12 protein-coding genes are annotated in these 16,404 nt (G+C 41.3%); 8 read left to right on the top strand and 4 right to left on the bottom strand.

Features of this window, described 5'->3' with window-relative positions:
• Positions 1-17 precede the first annotated feature (17 nt).
• A complete protein-coding gene (locus NYR53_RS23765) occupies positions 18-1,346 on the bottom strand; it encodes an ABC transporter substrate-binding protein (protein ID WP_261301618.1) in 1,329 nt (442 codons plus the stop codon).
• Between the two features lie 399 nt (positions 1,347-1,745).
• On the opposite strand from NYR53_RS23765, the gene NYR53_RS23760 reads away from it, so the two are divergent.
• Positions 1,746-4,754, top strand: coding sequence for an NPCBM/NEW2 domain-containing protein (locus NYR53_RS23760; RefSeq protein WP_261301617.1), 3,009 nt, complete (start codon positions 1,746-1,748; stop codon positions 4,752-4,754).
• Positions 4,755-4,926: 172 nt separating this feature from the next.
• Here NYR53_RS23760 and NYR53_RS23755 read toward each other — a convergent pair whose 3' ends face one another.
• Both NYR53_RS23755 and NYR53_RS23750 read right to left on the bottom strand, forming a co-directional pair.
• Positions 4,927-6,426 (bottom strand): helix-turn-helix domain-containing protein, encoded by a 1,500-nt coding sequence (locus tag NYR53_RS23755; protein WP_261301616.1) that lies wholly within the window; start codon positions 6,424-6,426, stop codon positions 4,927-4,929.
• Positions 6,423-8,165, bottom strand: coding sequence for a cache domain-containing sensor histidine kinase (locus NYR53_RS23750; RefSeq protein WP_261301615.1), 1,743 nt, complete (start codon positions 8,163-8,165; stop codon positions 6,423-6,425). Before NYR53_RS23750 ends, NYR53_RS23755 begins: the two co-directional genes overlap by 4 nt.
• 216 nt (positions 8,166-8,381) lie before the next feature.
• Between NYR53_RS23750 and NYR53_RS23745 the strand changes: the two genes are divergently transcribed.
• From NYR53_RS23745 to NYR53_RS23735, 3 genes are all read left to right on the top strand, one after another.
• Positions 8,382-9,707: an ABC transporter substrate-binding protein gene (locus tag NYR53_RS23745; protein ID WP_261301614.1), complete on the top strand. Its 1,326-nt coding sequence runs from the start codon at positions 8,382-8,384 to the stop codon at positions 9,705-9,707.
• A gap of 95 nt (positions 9,708-9,802) precedes the next feature.
• The gene (locus tag NYR53_RS23740) at positions 9,803-10,675 is read left to right on the top strand and encodes a carbohydrate ABC transporter permease (RefSeq protein WP_261301613.1); all 873 of its coding nucleotides are present in this window, start codon (positions 9,803-9,805) and stop codon (positions 10,673-10,675) included.
• On the top strand, positions 10,672-11,481 hold the full coding sequence (locus NYR53_RS23735; protein WP_261301612.1) for a carbohydrate ABC transporter permease: 810 nt from the start codon (positions 10,672-10,674) through the stop codon (positions 11,479-11,481). The genes NYR53_RS23740 and NYR53_RS23735 overlap by 4 nt, the downstream gene beginning before the upstream one ends.
• Positions 11,482-11,633: 152 nt before the next feature.
• Here the strand turns inward: NYR53_RS23735 and NYR53_RS23730 are convergent, their stop codons facing one another.
• Positions 11,634-12,839 (bottom strand): GntR family transcriptional regulator, encoded by a 1,206-nt coding sequence (locus NYR53_RS23730; RefSeq protein ID WP_261301611.1) that lies wholly within the window; start codon positions 12,837-12,839, stop codon positions 11,634-11,636.
• 208 nt (positions 12,840-13,047) lie between these two features.
• Here NYR53_RS23730 and NYR53_RS23725 point away from each other — a divergent pair, with 208 nt between their 5' ends.
• From NYR53_RS23725 to NYR53_RS23710, 4 genes are all read left to right on the top strand, one after another.
• Positions 13,048-13,149: a glycoside hydrolase family 125 protein gene (locus tag NYR53_RS23725; RefSeq protein ID WP_261301610.1), complete on the top strand. Its 102-nt coding sequence runs from the start codon at positions 13,048-13,050 to the stop codon at positions 13,147-13,149.
• A gap of 30 nt (positions 13,150-13,179) precedes the next feature.
• A complete protein-coding gene (locus NYR53_RS23720; protein WP_261301609.1) occupies positions 13,180-14,082 on the top strand; it encodes a carbohydrate ABC transporter permease in 903 nt (300 codons plus the stop codon).
• Between the two features lie 13 nt (positions 14,083-14,095).
• Entirely contained in the window at positions 14,096-14,926 is an 831-nt protein-coding gene (locus tag NYR53_RS23715; RefSeq protein WP_261301608.1) for a carbohydrate ABC transporter permease, read from the top strand.
• A gap of 104 nt (positions 14,927-15,030) precedes the next feature.
• Positions 15,031-16,383: an ABC transporter substrate-binding protein gene (locus NYR53_RS23710; RefSeq protein ID WP_261301607.1), complete on the top strand. Its 1,353-nt coding sequence runs from the start codon at positions 15,031-15,033 to the stop codon at positions 16,381-16,383.
• Positions 16,384-16,404 lie beyond the last annotated feature (21 nt).

The raw sequence follows: 16,404 nt of genomic DNA, 5'->3' as shown, positions 1-16,404 counted from the left end.
CAATCCTGTCATCCTACTCATTTTTTCTGAGTAGCTTTTTCATTTTTCCAATATGCGTCCCATTTTTCTAGAACTTTATCCAGCTGCATACTGCCTAGGATCAACGCCTGATTGTCTTCAACTTGAAGTTTTTTGAATTGGCCATTACCTTGATAGTTTGTCGCATCTCTCATCAAAAAGTAATCTTTGGAATTATTATTCATATTGATAAAGGCTTGGTAGGCCCCAACTTTAAAGAATTCATCATCTTGCGCCGAAGTGTGAATCGGAATGAGTCCAATGCCCTTGGCGAACTTCAAGTTCTGCTCGGGGCTCGATAAGAATTCGATCAACTTCCAAGCCTCTTCTTTATGCTTGGTGTATGACGTCATTCCCCATCCTGCTGCGCCGACGAATCCTGGAGCTTTACCACTTGGTCCCAGTGGAATTGGCGCTGTCGCCCATGTTCCTTCTGCCATTTTCTCTTTCGTTACGGAGATAACTTCCGGATCGTTAATCAACATCGCGGTTACACCCGAGACGAAGCTTTCCACTGTTTCCGCAAAAGCCCAGTTCGTTGAATCCTTTGGCGAAGCTTCTTGATAAATTTTCGTGAATAATTCCATGGCTTGTTTCGCTTCCGGCGAGGAGAAGATCGTTTGACCGTCCTTCAAGAACATGGAATCGTTCGGATTAATTTTATCGCCAACAAATGCCTGCATGATCATGAGAGTAAAGTTATCGCCGCCGGCACCGCCACGGTAAGCGTATCCATATCGATTCTTAGCCGGATCGGTCAGCGCCTTGCCTTTTTCATATACCTCTTGCCACGTTTTGGGCGGGGTCAATCCTTTTTCTTTGAACCAATCTTGACGATAGTACAATACTTTCTGGTACAGCCCGTAAGGTATGTAATATGGCGTGTTATCGATGTACTCAGCTGACATTTTCGCACTATCATTTAATGATTTGTAATTCCCCCACTTGGTTGTAAACGGTTTCAAATCCTCTATAAAGTGATTCGTCACAAACTGTTTTGCCGTAACATCGCGTACTTCTAGAACGTCCAAACTTTCTTTCGCACTTAACATAGCTGCTATCTTCGTATCCGCATTCTGAAGTGGAGGCGAGATCAACTCTACTTTAATCGTTGGATTTTGTTGTTCGAATTCGCCGATCATTTGTTTAAGAAGCGTTGTTCTTTCTGGGCTGGTCAAGCTCTCGACCATTTTGAGTGTAACGGTTTCTTTCTTGTCTCCACTGACGGTGCCCTTCTTCTCATCCGATGAGCAGCCTGCCAATACCGTTCCAGCTAACATGACAACGGCTAACCCTGAGACGTACATCTTCTTTCTAATAACAGTCATGCAAATAACCTCCCTATGATTTGTTCTAGTTTTTTGTATGCTATATAACTGTATAGCTATCATACAGCTAAATCTTAATTGAGTTGTATTTTCCTGTCAAGCATGAAAAAAAGACGAAACCATCTTACGGACAAGAGTGTAGAATACTGCAATGTAATCGTAGATTCCAGTTATTGAAAGCGCGATCAAACGAGTTACAATGTAAATATAAGTCATTTATTTGGGAGGTGATAAATCCTATAAATTGTTGTGTTAAGGCGGTATCGTGTAATTTAAAACTCAATAATGGAGGTAGATGAGAGCGAAAGAAATGTGAGCGGTTTCTTCATATTGCTAGTAGCGGTATAACATGAAAAAGGAGCTGAAGAAATGCGTCGATTTTCAATATCTATACTTATAATGGCTGTATTATCCAGTGTATTTAGCTTTAATTTAACTGTTTTTGCTGCAGGACCGTACGTTATTGAAGCTGAAAACATGACATTAAACAATTTCACGACAGGTACTGTGACCTACATGAACTATGTAAATAATCAGCCTCTCGAAACGATGACGTATGTTCAAGGTGTATTAGGTCAAACAAGTACAGCCAGCGCCGTATTTAACGGTGTGTCCGGTACCTATGATATAGGTACACGTTTGGTCGGGCAGGTTCAAAATGGAGTAAGTTATACCGTAACGATCAACAGTAATGCTATTGATCAATGGAACACCTCGCAAAGATATGGCACCAATTATACCGACCCGCGTAACATCGATATTCATACGTCCAGCAAGGTTAACCTTAGCCCGGGAGACGTAATTAAGCTTACGGCTGTCTCTACCGGCGAAGTAGCGCGTATTGATAAGTTGACTGTCCAAACCTACCAGGGACCGCCAACAAGCACGCTATCCATCGATTCTCCTAATGCAACTTTAAATAATGGTTTTAACTGGGCTAAAGATCGGGCGTTGGGGCTCGCCTTCTATCCTGGGAATCCTATGATCGGACATGAGTCGGAATGGTGGCGTCTCTCTGATTCCACACACACCTCGCTTACACCCGGCTATTGGGGAGCGTACGTGAATCGTGAAAGCTTTTACAACCGTGATATTTCCCATCAGTCGGATGCCGGGCATTTGCTCAGCTTGGATAATGAAACCTTTAACATGATGAAACTATTTGCCGGTGATTCCACCGCTTCGGGCCAGAATAGCTGGCCGCTTTGGGCGCATAGCTCGTATGGCATCATGTACTATATTGACGGCACGGGCTTTAGAGAATTACCTTCGCCTTTTGATATCATGCATAAGGCATACCAACAGTATCTGTGGACGGGCAACAGCAATTGGATCAACGATCCGACGTTGTCAGCTTATTATGATTCAACGGTCGGACAATTTCTTACTAATCACGGTGTAGTTTGGAACGATGCAAATCCGTCGATCGAGCAGCCTGTAGTTAAGAAGATTTCGGGAGAATTCTCTTCCACGTACCACGAAGATTCACAAGACAGCTTGGTTTCTGCTGGCGATTCGTTGGGGGTGGAATACCAGTCGCTGCTCGCTTATGCGGGAATTAAAAAAGCGAAAGGCGATCTTACCGGGAGCACGCTCTGGAATAACCGGGCTCAGCGGTTGAAAGACTTTTATGAAGCACATTGGTTCGATGCGACTACCGGTAGGTATATACGCGGTTTCAATGCAACTGGAGGCTTCAAGAGCGATTGGGGTCATGAGAACAGCTTTTTCATGCCTCTGAAAGGATTGGGAGACTTTGGATCAAGAACAAATACTTATCTGAATTACATTGATGCTAACGATGACGGCTTGGGAATCGAAGCGACCACATATCTTCCGGAGATGTATTACAATTACAACAGGTCTGCAACTGGCTGGTCCTGGCTAAGCAAAATTTTGACCGATCGAAATACTTATCCCGAGGTAGCCTTCACAGCGATCAGCAATATCATTAGCGGTATGTTGGGTGTTCAACCGGACGCACCTAATCACAAAGTTTCTACCATATCGCGTCTTACCGCCGATGTACCGTGGGTGGAAGTGAATCATGTAAAGATTGGCGCAAATGATCTGAAAATCAAGCACAATGGAGTTACGAATTCTACACTGACCAATTATTCCGGCGGGACCGTTACTTGGGAAGCTCAATTCTATGGAACGCCAACCACCATATATGTAAACGGTGCAGCACAAACGCCACAGACCAAGACGCTGTACGGTCAAACGATTTCGTACGTTAATGTTCAGGTTAACAATGGTGCTGTTATGAATGTCGGTCCTCAACTTATTGATTACACGGCTCCAACAACACCAACCAATTTGACAGCAAGCAATGTAACTCAGACTGGCGTACAGCTGAATTGGACTTCGTCCTCTGATGACGTAGGAGTAACTGGCTATGATATCTATAGCGGTTCAACAGTGATTGGCAGTACAACTTCGACCAGCTATATGGTATCTGGGCTTGCTGTACCAGGAACGTCCTATACCTTTACCGTAAAAGCGAAGGATGCTGCCGGGAACGTGTCACCTGCAAGCAATTCTGTCAATGTAACGACGCCAAATGCACAGCAGGTTTATATGAGCGACCTGACATGGGTATCTGCAACAGCAGGATCGGGTACCGTGCAAAAGGATAAAAGCGTGGACGGACACGCAATAATTTTGAACGGAAAAACCTATACAAAAGGACTCGGAACACACGCCACAAGCAGTATTACTTATAATCTGAACGGACAATACACTTGGTTCCAATCGTTTATAGGCGTCGATGATGAGGTGAATTCTAGTGCAACCGTTGTGTACCAGGTATGGGCGGACGGCAACAAAATTTATGATAGTCAGACCATGACTCCAACGAGCGCAACGAAATCCATTGATGTTAGTGTAGCAGGTGTAAATCAATTGGTGCTTACTGTAACTGACGCAGGAGACGGGATAAACAGTGACCACGCCGATTGGGCTAATGCTCAGCTTTTTCGAAGTCAGGTCTATTTGAGTGACCTTACTTGGGCGTCTGCGACAGCAGGATGGGGTACAGTTCATAAAGATGCTAGTGTGAATGGAAATAATTTGAAGTTGAATAACCAGACTTATAGCAAGGGGATCGGAACGCATGCGAACAGTGAAATCGTTTACAGCTTGAACGGGCAGTATGCCACTTTTACCGCAAAAGTAGGTGCGGATGATGAAGTAGGCACTGCTAACGGTTCCGTCAAATTTCAAGTATTTCTCGATGGTGCTGCCAATCCGAGTTACGAAAGCGTAACGAAGAGAGCAGGTGACATTCCGAGTGATATAACGGTAAACGTCACAGGAAAAAACACATTGAGATTGATCGTAACCGATGCCGATGGCAGTATCTCTAACGACCATGCGGATTGGGCGGATGCAAAGCTATCCAGGTAATAGCAAACAAAGCACCCCTCGAGGGTGCTTTGTCCAGTTTGTCACAGCAACATCAAAACAACGTCAGTCAAACGATTTTTACGCGAGCGCTCTGCAGGCGGGTGACTTGGCAATAAGGAGGAAGCGGAAATTAACGACTGCAAATTCAGGCGCGTCGTGGTTGCTAAAATCACTATTTCTTGTGATACTGCTCCCGGAATTGTATTGGAGAACAACCATGTAATTCTGAAAAAATCTTTATAAAATGACTGCTGCTGTAGTAACCTAATTGCTTCGCAATTTCTTGTACCCTCATACCTGAGTCTGCGATTAATAATTCCTTGGCTTTGTGCATACGAATTTGAGTGACATACTTAGAGAACGTGACCCCGCATCGCTTACTAAACAGAGAACTCAAGTAATTAGGTGTAATATGAAGGATAGAGGCAATTTGATGAATGCCTATGTCGTCCATATAGTGCTTTTCAATATACTGGATGACTTGCTGAATCAATTCATGATGGGAGACTTCTTTCTTGGAGGATGCCGTTAGCAGCTTTTCGCCCAAGCCCCGTAATGCCTTCATCCATTCCTTTGTATCGTCTTGAGTCTCAATTATTTTTTTGATTGAAGTATTGAGGAATTCGCCTAAGCAATTTTTGATTTTTTGCTGATGCTCTGGAATGGCCAGTAATTGCCTTTCCATATGATCTAGCTCTTTCATGAACGGAAGGTAGTCGTTTTCTTGGTACAAATGACTTAACTTCTCTGCGCATTGGCTCAATTCGAATAATTTGGGGTCGTTCTGCTTATAAAAACTTACATCTTTCCATGACCATAGTCCGCTATGGGGAAATATAGCCCGCAATGAAGACAAGCTCTGCAGTTGAGCGATTTGCTCCAACAGCACATCGATGTGTTCACATAGCTCACTTTGAAAAGCGGTTAAAGCAAAATAATCCGTTTGATATTCAGTCATTTTATCGGTCACATAAGCAACGAGCTTCGAACGGAAATCGAGCATCTTGGAGCGATGTAACGGATTCCAAGCGCAGATCATCGCATAATCCCCATCTCGCAAATTGATGATTGCATATCGAATATCATTATCAAGCAGCGTCTTCTTCGAATAGGAATGAATCTCACTCATCCATTTCTGAATCAGCTGCATTTTTAACGACTCGGATAAAGAACTATCGAAACAAAGTAGTACACTGAATAGATGAAAGGAGTGGATGTCCGCAAGATCGGTAAACGATCGATTGCCCCAGGCATAAGAAGAGACCACGTATTCGAATTCCTCATTAAGCTTCAGTAAATCTTTATTGCAATCCACTATCATTTCATCTACGCATGCGGATAGGGATTTTCGATCAACAGGTTTTACTAAATAATTTTTGGCTCCCAAACGTATCGCTTCTTGCGCATAATGGAAATCGGAAGAGCCAGATAAGATGACCCATTTCGTGAAGGGGGTTAACTCCTTGCTTGCCTGAATGGCTTCAAGACCGTTTAATATTGGCATCCGAATATCAACAAAAACAAGCTGCGGTTGGTGCAGGTGGGCCATTTGAATGAGTTCTTCACCATTGCTGGCTTCTCCAACAATATCAATTGGAACGTCAAGTTCAAGCAGCATATTTCTAATGGTTGTTCTTACCCAAGTTTCATCATCTGCTATCACAATTTTCATTGGTTTACCCCTTTAATCGGAATGGTAATCACAACAGTCGTTCCATAACCGGGTCTACTCTGTATACGAAACACCGAGTCAGTAAAAGTCATTTGTAATCTTGCTTTTACATTCAATAAGCCTATATGCTGCTTTGTTGAAGAATTCGAATTTATCTCAAAACCTACGCCATCATCGCGAACTTCAATTCGTATAAACTCCGTTTCTTCTTGAATATGAATAGCTGCCTTGATTTCAACCGTACATGGTTTATGAGAAGGTTCAACGCCATGAATGATTGCGTTTTCGAGTAAAGGTTGAATGATCAATTTAGGAATTTGGAAATCTCCAACCGATTTTTCATGATAAATATGAATCTGCAATTTTTCGTCAAAGCGAAGCTTTTGGAGCATCGCATAACCACGTAGAATATCGAATTCCTGCTCGATTGTCGTATGTGGGTGGTTGGCTAAAATATAGTGCAGCATGCCGCTCAAAGCTAATATGGCTTCTTCCAGTTTCCGAGTCTCACCGATTTGATTTAAGCCTATAAATCCGGTTAACACATTGTTAAGGAAATGAGGTTTAATTTGCGACTGTAAGGCTTGATACTCCGCTTTTTTAAGCGCTAGTGCCGTCTTATATTCTCGGTTAATCATATCGTCTAATTGGAAGATCATTTTATTGAGCGACTGACCTAGCTGCGAAATTTCATCTTTCCCGGTCAAGGTATAGCGTGCTTGTAAATTTCCTAGTCGCGCTTTCGTCATGACGTCATTGATTTGTTTGAAAGGAGTTACAATCCAGCGTGTCAAATAGAGAAAGACAATAAACGTAACCAAAATCCCTCCGGCAGAAACAATCACGGCTATGATGAAAATCCATCGTATTTTGGAGGCCATCTCCGCTTCGGAGAGCAATACGACAATGTTCCACTTCGCAGATTCCACCTTCTTGGTCAGGGTAACATAATTCTGGTTATCCCATGAGATTTTGCTTTTTTTGTCTGCGAGTTGTGTCATGATATGATCAGGCAGATTGGTACTGGTATAAAGAAGTTGATTGTCTTCATCCATGATGGCAATCTTCGCATTCACGTCGAATGAAACTTCATTGATAATTTGGTTAAGTGCACGATAATCCGCATCTGCCAGTATGACCGCTAAGGGCTGCCTAGAATCCGGGTCTTTAATCAGGCGAGCAACGGAAAAGACGCGGTTAATGCCTATGCCAGATAAGTAGTCTTGATCATGTGAACCGATAAATGCAGCATGGCCATCGGCAAGGAGTGCTTTCTTGTACCAGCTTTGCTTCGTAAACGGAAAGTTCGGCAAAAGATCGGCAGAGTTAAATTTCGTGCTCAAATGGCCTTGTCCATCTTTCGTCACGATTAACGTATTAAGAATCTCTTTCCTGGTATTAATGAGGTAACTAGGAAGAGTTCCGTTGAGAGATCGATTCGTTCTTAATTTCGTGTAATCATCAAGTGAGCTCTCGGGTTGATATGCCGTAATTTTAAGCGCTTGCATCAGATCGTCATTGTAATAAGGCAGTGATGTCAGACGATCTAAATCATCCAAATACGTTTCAATGTTTTTGGATAAAGAGTTCATCGCTCCTGATGTCAGCTTCTGTGTTTCAGCGCTAATCAAATGTTTAAAGTAAGAAGGCAAGATAATAGCGAGCGTAAGAAATGGACCAACAATCGTGACGATAAAAATAATAGCCAATTTGCTGCGGAGAGACAAATTGATTGACATGATCCTGCCTCCCTGCTGTGTTCCGTTAGGTACAATGTCGCGTAAGCGTTTCCTCAAGGTAAGAATATCGCTAGGATGAAGACGTGTCAATATAAAGCGGAAATTGTAGAAAACAGCAATCTCAGTGTAGATTTGAATTATTGTAAACGCCATCATTCATGTTACGATAAGAATGTAAGCAGTTACGAAACGTATCTACTAGAGGGGGATAAACGAGTGAAAAATCTAAAATGGATATCCGTTGCTTGTATTTTGTCAGTGTCCATGGGGATTATATCCGCATGCGGTACGGCGAAGCCGACACCGACACCTGATACCAAGCCTGTTGCAACGACTGAAGCAAAAAAAGAAGAAAGCAAAGAGGCGGCCAAGCCAGTAACGATTGCAGTGGCAACTAACGTTGTCGGTGAACAAGCCAAAGTATTACAAACGATCGCGGATAATTTCATGAAGGAAAATCCTACGATTAAAGTTGAATTCAGCGCACCAGGTAAAGACTATGAGAACATGATGAAAGTGAAGATGGCAAGCAATGATATGCCGGATGTTTTCTCCACACACGGCTGGGCCAAAATCAGATATGGCGAGTTTCTCGCAGATTTGAAAGATCAAGCTTGGGCAGGAACGCTCGATGATGCCATCAAACCTGCAGTAACCGATGATAAAGGTAAAGTATATGCGCTGCCTATGGATCAAGATAAATCAGGTATCGTCTACAATTCGGATGTGCTTGCTAAATACAATATTGAAGTTCCAAAAACGTACGATCAATTGATGCAAGCAGCAGAGACAATCAAAACCAAAAGTAACGGTGCCGTAACACCTTTCCATATGGGTGGATCGGATAACTGGCCGGTTGGCCAATATTTCGATTATTTTGCAAACCCGCTTTATGCAAGTGCTAAGACCAACAGCGCATCCGCCTTTTTGGACGGCAGTTTTGACTGGACGAACTGGGATAAATTTGCCCAAATGTTCTATGATCTCTACAAAAAGGGATACTTAAACAAAGACGTGCTAACAGCGAAATACAATGATGATGCGAAAGCATTGGCAGAAGGTAAAACAGCTTTCCTCTTCTACGGAGCTTATGTCATTGAAGAGGCTAAGAAAGTGAATCCTCAGTTGAATGCTGCCTTTATGCCGATTCCATCTGTCATTGAAGGTGACACACCTTCCTTTGTAGGTGGAGAGAAAACAACATGGGGTGTTTGGAAAAACTCTAAAAACAGCGAAGCTGCCAAAAAGTTTGTAGCCTATTATGCAAAGCCTGAAAATGCTGAACTCGTAGCTGCTTCCAATGCGCTTCCTTCTGGAATTAAAGGTACGAAAGTGAATGCAGGGGATCTAAGCAAATTCTATGAGCAGTATAAAGATGTACGTGTACTTCCTTACTTTGACCGTGTTTATTTGCCAAATGGTATGTGGGATGTAATGTGCAAAAATGGGCAGGACATCATTGCAGGCGGAATTACAGCCAAAGAATTCTCTGAAAATATGAAAAAAGAATTTACACGTCTACGTGCAGCAGCAACGAAATAAATGAGGCGAAGAAGGTAAGTAAAGAGCCCGTGACAGAGCGTTTATTGTCATGGGCTATTTTCTTCCACCGTAGATGGTATAGGAGGAGAGACAGAATGAATACTGTGCGGAAAAACGCGATTAATATTATGTACATCCCAGCTTTGTTGTTATTTGCTTTATTTATTTTTTTTCCCTTGTTTAAAGGGATAAGAATTTCTTTTACGGATTGGGATGGCTATTCGCCTAGTTTCAATTTCGTTGGCTGGGATAAGTATGCTCAATTGTTCACCGACAAAAAAATTGTTCTAACGATGAAGAATACTTTAATTTATGGACTTGGAAGCACATTATTTCAAAATTTGCTCGGCCTTGGCTATGCGCTATTTCTGGATCAACAAATAAGAGGGAAGGGTTTGGTAAGGACCATTGTTTATCTGCCCGTTATTATTAGCCCTTTAATTATGGGATACATATGGTATTTCTTTTTCCAATATGATGGTGGAGCTATTAATGACATTGTGATATTACTTCAGCAATCTCCCGTAGACTGGCTTTCAAAAGGCCAAGTGGCGGTATGGATTATCACTTTTGTCAATACGTACCAGTTTATGGGTGTGGCGATGATTATTTACTTGGCTGGACTTCAATCCATTCCGAAAGATTACTATGAAGCAGCATCCATAGATGGCGCAAAGTGGTTATCTAAATTTAGAAATGTTACGCTTCCGCTTCTTATGCCTTCAATTACAGTCAATGTGGTCGTGAACATAATTGGGGGACTTAAGTTATTCGATGTTATTGTCGCAATGACGAACGGTGGTCCGGGCTATGCAACACAATCTTTATCCACAATGATGTATAATCTGTACTTTGCAAGGCAAGACGCTGGATATGCGGCTGCGCTTGGCAACGTTATGTTTCTGTTCATTGGTATCGTCAGTTTAACGACGCTTAGTCTGTTACGTAAAAAGGAAGTGAGTCTATGAGTAGAATAATGAAAACTATTCTCATCAGTGTGATAGCTATTGTTCATATTCTTCCTTTTTATATCCTCGTTAATATGTCATTCAAAAGTGGAATAGAAGTCAGTTCAAAGTGGCTTCCGGCACATACATGGCGTCTGTCTAATTTTGTGGAGGTCTGGAAAGCAGCACATTTGGGGAAAGCGATCTTGAACAATGTGATCATTACAGCCATAGTTTTGGTATTGGTCATCGTGCTCGGCTCCATCGCATCGTATCCGCTCGCGCGGAATCGAACCAAATTGAACAATTTCGTATACACACTTTGCGTGTCTTGTCTCATCGTTCCTGCACTGACAATTCTCGTACCACTGTATAAGCTGATTGTAGACTTAGGCGGTGTAAACACGTATTGGGCGATTTCATTGACGCAAGTGACCTTTGCTCTGCCAATGACGATCTTCTTATATACAGGCTTCGTGAGTACCATTCCCAAAGAATTGGATGAGGCAGGTCTAATCGATGGCTGCAATAAATTCACCATTTTCTTTAAGCTCATATTGCCATTGTTAAAGCCGATTACAGCCACGATTGTCATTCTTATCGGCGTACAGGTATGGAATGATTATCAGTTCTCCTTGTTCTTTCTGCAAAAGAGAGAGGTTCAAACCATTCCGGTTGTTCTCTCCATGTTTATTTCACAGTTCCAAAGCAATATCAACTGGGTGGCAGCCGGTTGCTTAATGGGCATGCTTCCTATTACCGTGGTCTATTTATTCTTACAGAAATACTTTATTAAAGGGATGGCCGACGGTGCGATAAAAGGATAAGATAAAAAACTATAACATAATTTAAAAGTAAATAACAAACATAAATAAGTATCTTCTGAAAATCGCTTTCAAAAGCGATTTTTTTTGTTTTCACAATAAAAAAATAAATCATTAAGGAGGGGCGTGAGCCCACGTGAGCAAAGTTGCTGCCATCAATCCATTCGCTTTACAAATGTATGGGCTACTAGTGTTTGCGTAGGAACGGTGGTTCCACCCCACTGCATTTGCATCAAATTTACAGCATTTATTCCCATCTCTACTTCATTTTGACGAATGAAACTGAACATAGGTTCTTCAAATAGATCGTCTGGTGAGTCGAAACAAACGATTTCGTATTTCGTGAGTAAACCTAGTTTATTTAATACCTGTCGTAAATGGATAGCTAATAAATATTCACCTACCACGAACGCTGTGATTTGCGGATTTCTCATAATGAATTGAGATATGATTTCACGGTCTTCCAAAATGTTGGAGTCCTTGTTCAATTGATTTGGAAGTGTAGCACTTAAATTTGTAATAAAATACTGCTTGTCTATACCCATCCCTCGGTGCAGTAATGCATCTGTATACCCATGAACTCTTTCTTCAATGGTAGATGTATTTTCTGGAGGAGTAGAAACAAAGGCAATATGTTTATGTTGTTTATCAAGTAAATAGTCTGTGAGTTCTTGCGCTGCTTTTTTATTGTTTGTACATACCGAACAAGCATTAATTCCTTTTAAATAGCGATCGAGTAGGACTAGCGGGAAATCATTTAAGACAAGCTTCAAAAGCTCTCCGTTGTAATGCTCTCCATGAATAGGATAAACAATTAATCCATCAATCCCCATTTTTACAAGTGTGCGAATCGCGATTTCCTCTTCTTCTCTTAGATCATTGGTTAGTTTTAAAATCATCCGAATACGAAGTTTGGTGCATTCACGTTCAATTGCCCGCAGCATTTTTGCACCATAAGATTCTGAGAAATCCGGTAAAATGACCCCTATTAAGCGCCAGTCGTCTGAAATAGGTTGTTCCATATCCGCCATTCCTTCTGTCAAAGCTAAGGATTGCAGTTCTGGTAAATGACTGCTTACATAGGAGCCTCTGCCGCGATGACGCTCAATTAAACCGGCTTGTGCTAACATTTCCAAGGATTTTTTTGTTGTAATGCGGCTGACATGGAATTGATCTGCTAGTTCTAGCTCGGTAGGGATACGATCCCCTTCTTTCAGTACGCCACTTTTTATTTCGTTCCATATATGTTGGTAAATCTGTTCGTAGAGTGGAATTGCCATATAAAACATCCTTCGCTTATTTAATGATATACCTAATATACTATTTAATTTTTGCGAATACAATACAATTAAACTAATCATGGCGCTAAATTAATGACCAAAATCAATGAATAAAATTATATTGACATAATGTTACAGGTGACAATATACTAAACACATAACATGTATATATCAATATTTATATTAACTAACAACGAGGTGCTGCCTTCGGATACGATTCCTTTTAAAGGAAAGGGGACTCGAACGAATTATACGGGCATGGTATGGTCGGGTTTTAGGCGGCCTAATTATGCAAGGGCTTACATCGAGGGATCACAAAGAGCAGGATGCCATTATTCAAATGCTGCTTCAAACGAATGCAGGAACAGGATTTATGCATGAAATGGGCTGAACAAAGGGAATTGATAAAGGAGGTATCATATTGAAAGCAATCGTGCAAAAAAAGAAATTAAAAGCCTTGATCACCGGTTATTTATTCATTTTACCTTCTATTATCGGCTTTAGTGTGTTTGTTGCTTACCCGCTCATAACCTCATTTTATTATGCTTTAACAGAATGGGATGGCTTTAATAAACCAAAATTTGTCGGGGTTGAAAATTACAAATATATGTTTACAACGGACCCTGCTTTCTGGACTTCTATTAAAGTAACCTTTTATTTTGTAATTTTTAGTGTTCCTGCTTCACTAGCACTGGGTCTTCTATTAGCAGTGCTTTTAAATAAAAATCTTCCGGGCATTAAGTATTTTCGCACTTTTTATTACTTGCCCACTGTCCTGCCCATTATTGCATCGTTGACCCTATGGAAGTTTATATATCAACCCCAATATGGCCTTGCCAATCAAATCTTAAATTTGCTGGGACTCCCTCAGGGAACTTGGTTGACGGATGAACATACAGCTTTGATCTCAGTTATTATTAACGGATTATGGCAGGTTGGAGGTACGATGATTATTTTTTTAAGTGGTCTCCAATCTGTCCCGCAGGACTTTTATGAAGCCGCACAAGTAGATGGAGCCACAAGGTGGATGAGCTTTATCAAGATTACCATCCCGATGATTACTCCAATTCTTTTTCTTCAACTCATCTTAGGGATTATTGGAGCTTTCCAAGGGTTCACTCAAGTACTTGTATTAACGAATGGAGGACCTAATTTTTCCACTATGCTTCTTAACTTTAAAATATTTAAGGATGCCTTCAATGAAAAGATGTTCGGCTACGCGATTTCAGAAGTCAGTATCCTGTTTGCCATCATTATGCTATTTACATTGATTACATATAAATTTTCCAATCGCTATGTTTATTACGAAAATGACAATAGATAAGAGGTGAGACGGTTTGAAGAATTCTGGTTTTCAAGTACTCCGATTTCTAATTCTAACAGTTGGATCCATCTCGATGTTATATCCATTATTTTGGATGATCATTATAGCGCTAAAGGGAAACGATGATGTATTCAGTCTTCCGCCTGATTGGTATCCTAAAGAATTCAATTGGGAAAACTTTGTAATTGGTACTGAACAAATTCATTTTTGGAAAGCGTTTTCAAATTCAATGATTATTGCAGTCCTATGTACAATCGGGCAGATTATTAGCTCTATTCTAGTAGGGTATGGCCTAGGTCGTTTGAGATTTCCAGGTCGTAAAATGTGGTTTTCTTTATTTGTTGGAAGTCTGATGTTGCCTGGATTTATTGGTTTGATTCCGTTATTCCATCTATACACATCACTGGGTTGGTATAACACATGGCTTCCTATCATCGTTCCTGCATTTTTTGGGAATGCATCCTTTACATTTTTGTTTATTCAATTTTCGAGTACCATTCCAAAATCCTTTGATGAAGCAGCGAAGATAGATGGTGCGAATGAATTGCGAATATTATGGAACGTTATTGTGCCGATGTCTATGCCCATTATTATCACGATGATGATTTTTTCGTTTCAGGGTTCTTGGAACCAGTATCTGGAACCTGTTATCTATTTGGTCGATCAATCCAAGTGGCCTTTAGCTGTTTCCATGGCTTCATACGCATCCACATGGACAACGCAATGGAATTATTTTATGGCGGCTGATCTGCTTTATATGCTACCCATGCTGATTATCTTTTTTGTCGGACAAAAGTATTTCATGCAAGGTCTTGGATCGGTCAATTCCGCAGGTTTGAAATAGCCTGGACGCATTGAAAGGGGGGATGTGGGGGGGAAACGGTTTTAAATTATCATTTAAGCCCTCATAGTAAAAAAGTTTCTATAATAAACGGGAGGTATTACAAAATGAAGAAATATCAAGTAAGAGCAAGTTTATTTTTAGCGGTCGTTATGGCAGTTCCTTTCGCTTTGTCAGCTTGCAGTACTAATGATAAGACGCCAACTTCAAGCGCTTCGCCTTCATCTACTACGAATGCTCCTGCAGCAACTACAAAGGAACCTGCAAAAGCGGCACCTATTGAAGTCACTATTATGACCTGGGAATCTCCCTCGATGAATGACAAGATTATGGCATCTATGAAAAAATTTGAAGCAGCGAATCCAGGTATAACTGTGAAAATGATTCCTGCGCCATTATCCGATTATGGCCTGAAAGTCAACCAAATGATTGCAGCCAATCAAGGTCCCGATATATTTATGACGGGCAATGATATGGTAATTGCAAACGGCGCAGAAGGAAGACTGTATGACTGGAGTGCCAAGGCAGCTGGAGACAAGGAGTTTATGGATAGTTTTTATAACGGTGTATTAGATGCTTGGAAACAAGATGGCGGTAAATTATATGGGCTGCCGGGTTTATTAAATACGTATGGTTATTTCTATAATAAGAAGCTCTTCAAGGAAGCGGGATTAGCTGAGCCCAAAGCCGGTTGGACTTATGATGAAATGTTTGCAGATGCCCTTAAGCTTACTTCTAAAAAGGGAGGCGTGCAGCAATATGGCTTGTATGCAACCGTTGATCCGTTCAAATTATCCTTATATTCGGTTTCTGCCGGTGGTGCGCCATTTGCCAATGGAATCGTGAAACCTACCAAAGTCGAAGTCAGTCCGCAGTTTATTGAAGGTTTGGAAAAATATAAGGCTGCAATCGCGAATGGTTCGATGATCCCGCCAACTTTCGATCAAACAAATGTCATGAGTAATTTTAAGGCTGGTACGGTGGCGATGACGCAACAAGGTCAATGGATTGCGGATGATTTGATCAGAACTGCACCTAATTTAGATTGGGGCTTTGTTCCAGGACCTGTAGTAAGCTCACAATCGGAAATCTACGATGCAGTTGGTTGGAGCAGCCCTTCCAACATTAAAAATCCGGATGCGATCTGGAAAGTACTTAAATATATGGATTCGACGATGTATGCAGAAGTATTGCCGCAAAATCCCGTTGCTCCTGCCGCACAAAAAGATGCAGCAAAAGCCTACTTCGACTTTTTGACTTCCTCTAAGCATGCGGATGTTGCCGAAGGTGTAAATCACATTCTCCAATCCAAAAATGTTCAACCCGTCCGGTTCCTAACCACATGGGCAGGTAAGGCAAACCCGTTTGTAGATGCAGCATGGAATAATATTTTGACAGGGAAAGCACCGATCAGCAGCTTAAATGATATGGTTGACAAGATTTCTAAGGTAATTAAATAGTTCTATTACGTTGGAGGTGTG

Origin of the sequence: Paenibacillus andongensis (assembly GCF_025369935.1) — a bacterium.
Taxonomy (GTDB): Bacteria; Bacillota; Bacilli; order Paenibacillales; family NBRC-103111; genus Paenibacillus_E; species Paenibacillus_E andongensis.
This window is presented reverse-complemented; position numbering and strand designations above follow the sequence as displayed.

Bases quoted from the DNA above. Each gene is read 5' to 3' on its own strand.
- NYR53_RS23765 (WP_261301618.1), bottom strand. From the start codon at position 1,346: ATGACTGTTATTAGAAAGAAGATGTACGTCTCAGGGTTAGCCGTTGTC.
- NYR53_RS23760 (WP_261301617.1), top strand. From the start codon at position 1,746: ATGGCTGTATTATCCAGTGTATTTAGCTTTAATTTAACTGTTTTTGCT.
- NYR53_RS23755 (WP_261301616.1), bottom strand. From the start codon at position 6,426: ATGAAAATTGTGATAGCAGATGATGAAACTTGGGTAAGAACAACCATT.
- NYR53_RS23750 (WP_261301615.1), bottom strand. From the start codon at position 8,165: ATGTCAATCAATTTGTCTCTCCGCAGCAAATTGGCTATTATTTTTATC.
- NYR53_RS23740 (WP_261301613.1), top strand. From the start codon at position 9,803: ATGAATACTGTGCGGAAAAACGCGATTAATATTATGTACATCCCAGCT.
- NYR53_RS23735 (WP_261301612.1), top strand. From the start codon at position 10,672: ATGAGTAGAATAATGAAAACTATTCTCATCAGTGTGATAGCTATTGTT.
- NYR53_RS23730 (WP_261301611.1), bottom strand. From the start codon at position 12,839: ATGATTAGTTTAATTGTATTGTATTCGCAAAAATTAAATAGTATATTA.
- NYR53_RS23725 (WP_261301610.1), top strand. From the start codon at position 13,048: ATGCAAGGGCTTACATCGAGGGATCACAAAGAGCAGGATGCCATTATT.
- NYR53_RS23710 (WP_261301607.1), top strand. From the start codon at position 15,031: ATGAAGAAATATCAAGTAAGAGCAAGTTTATTTTTAGCGGTCGTTATG.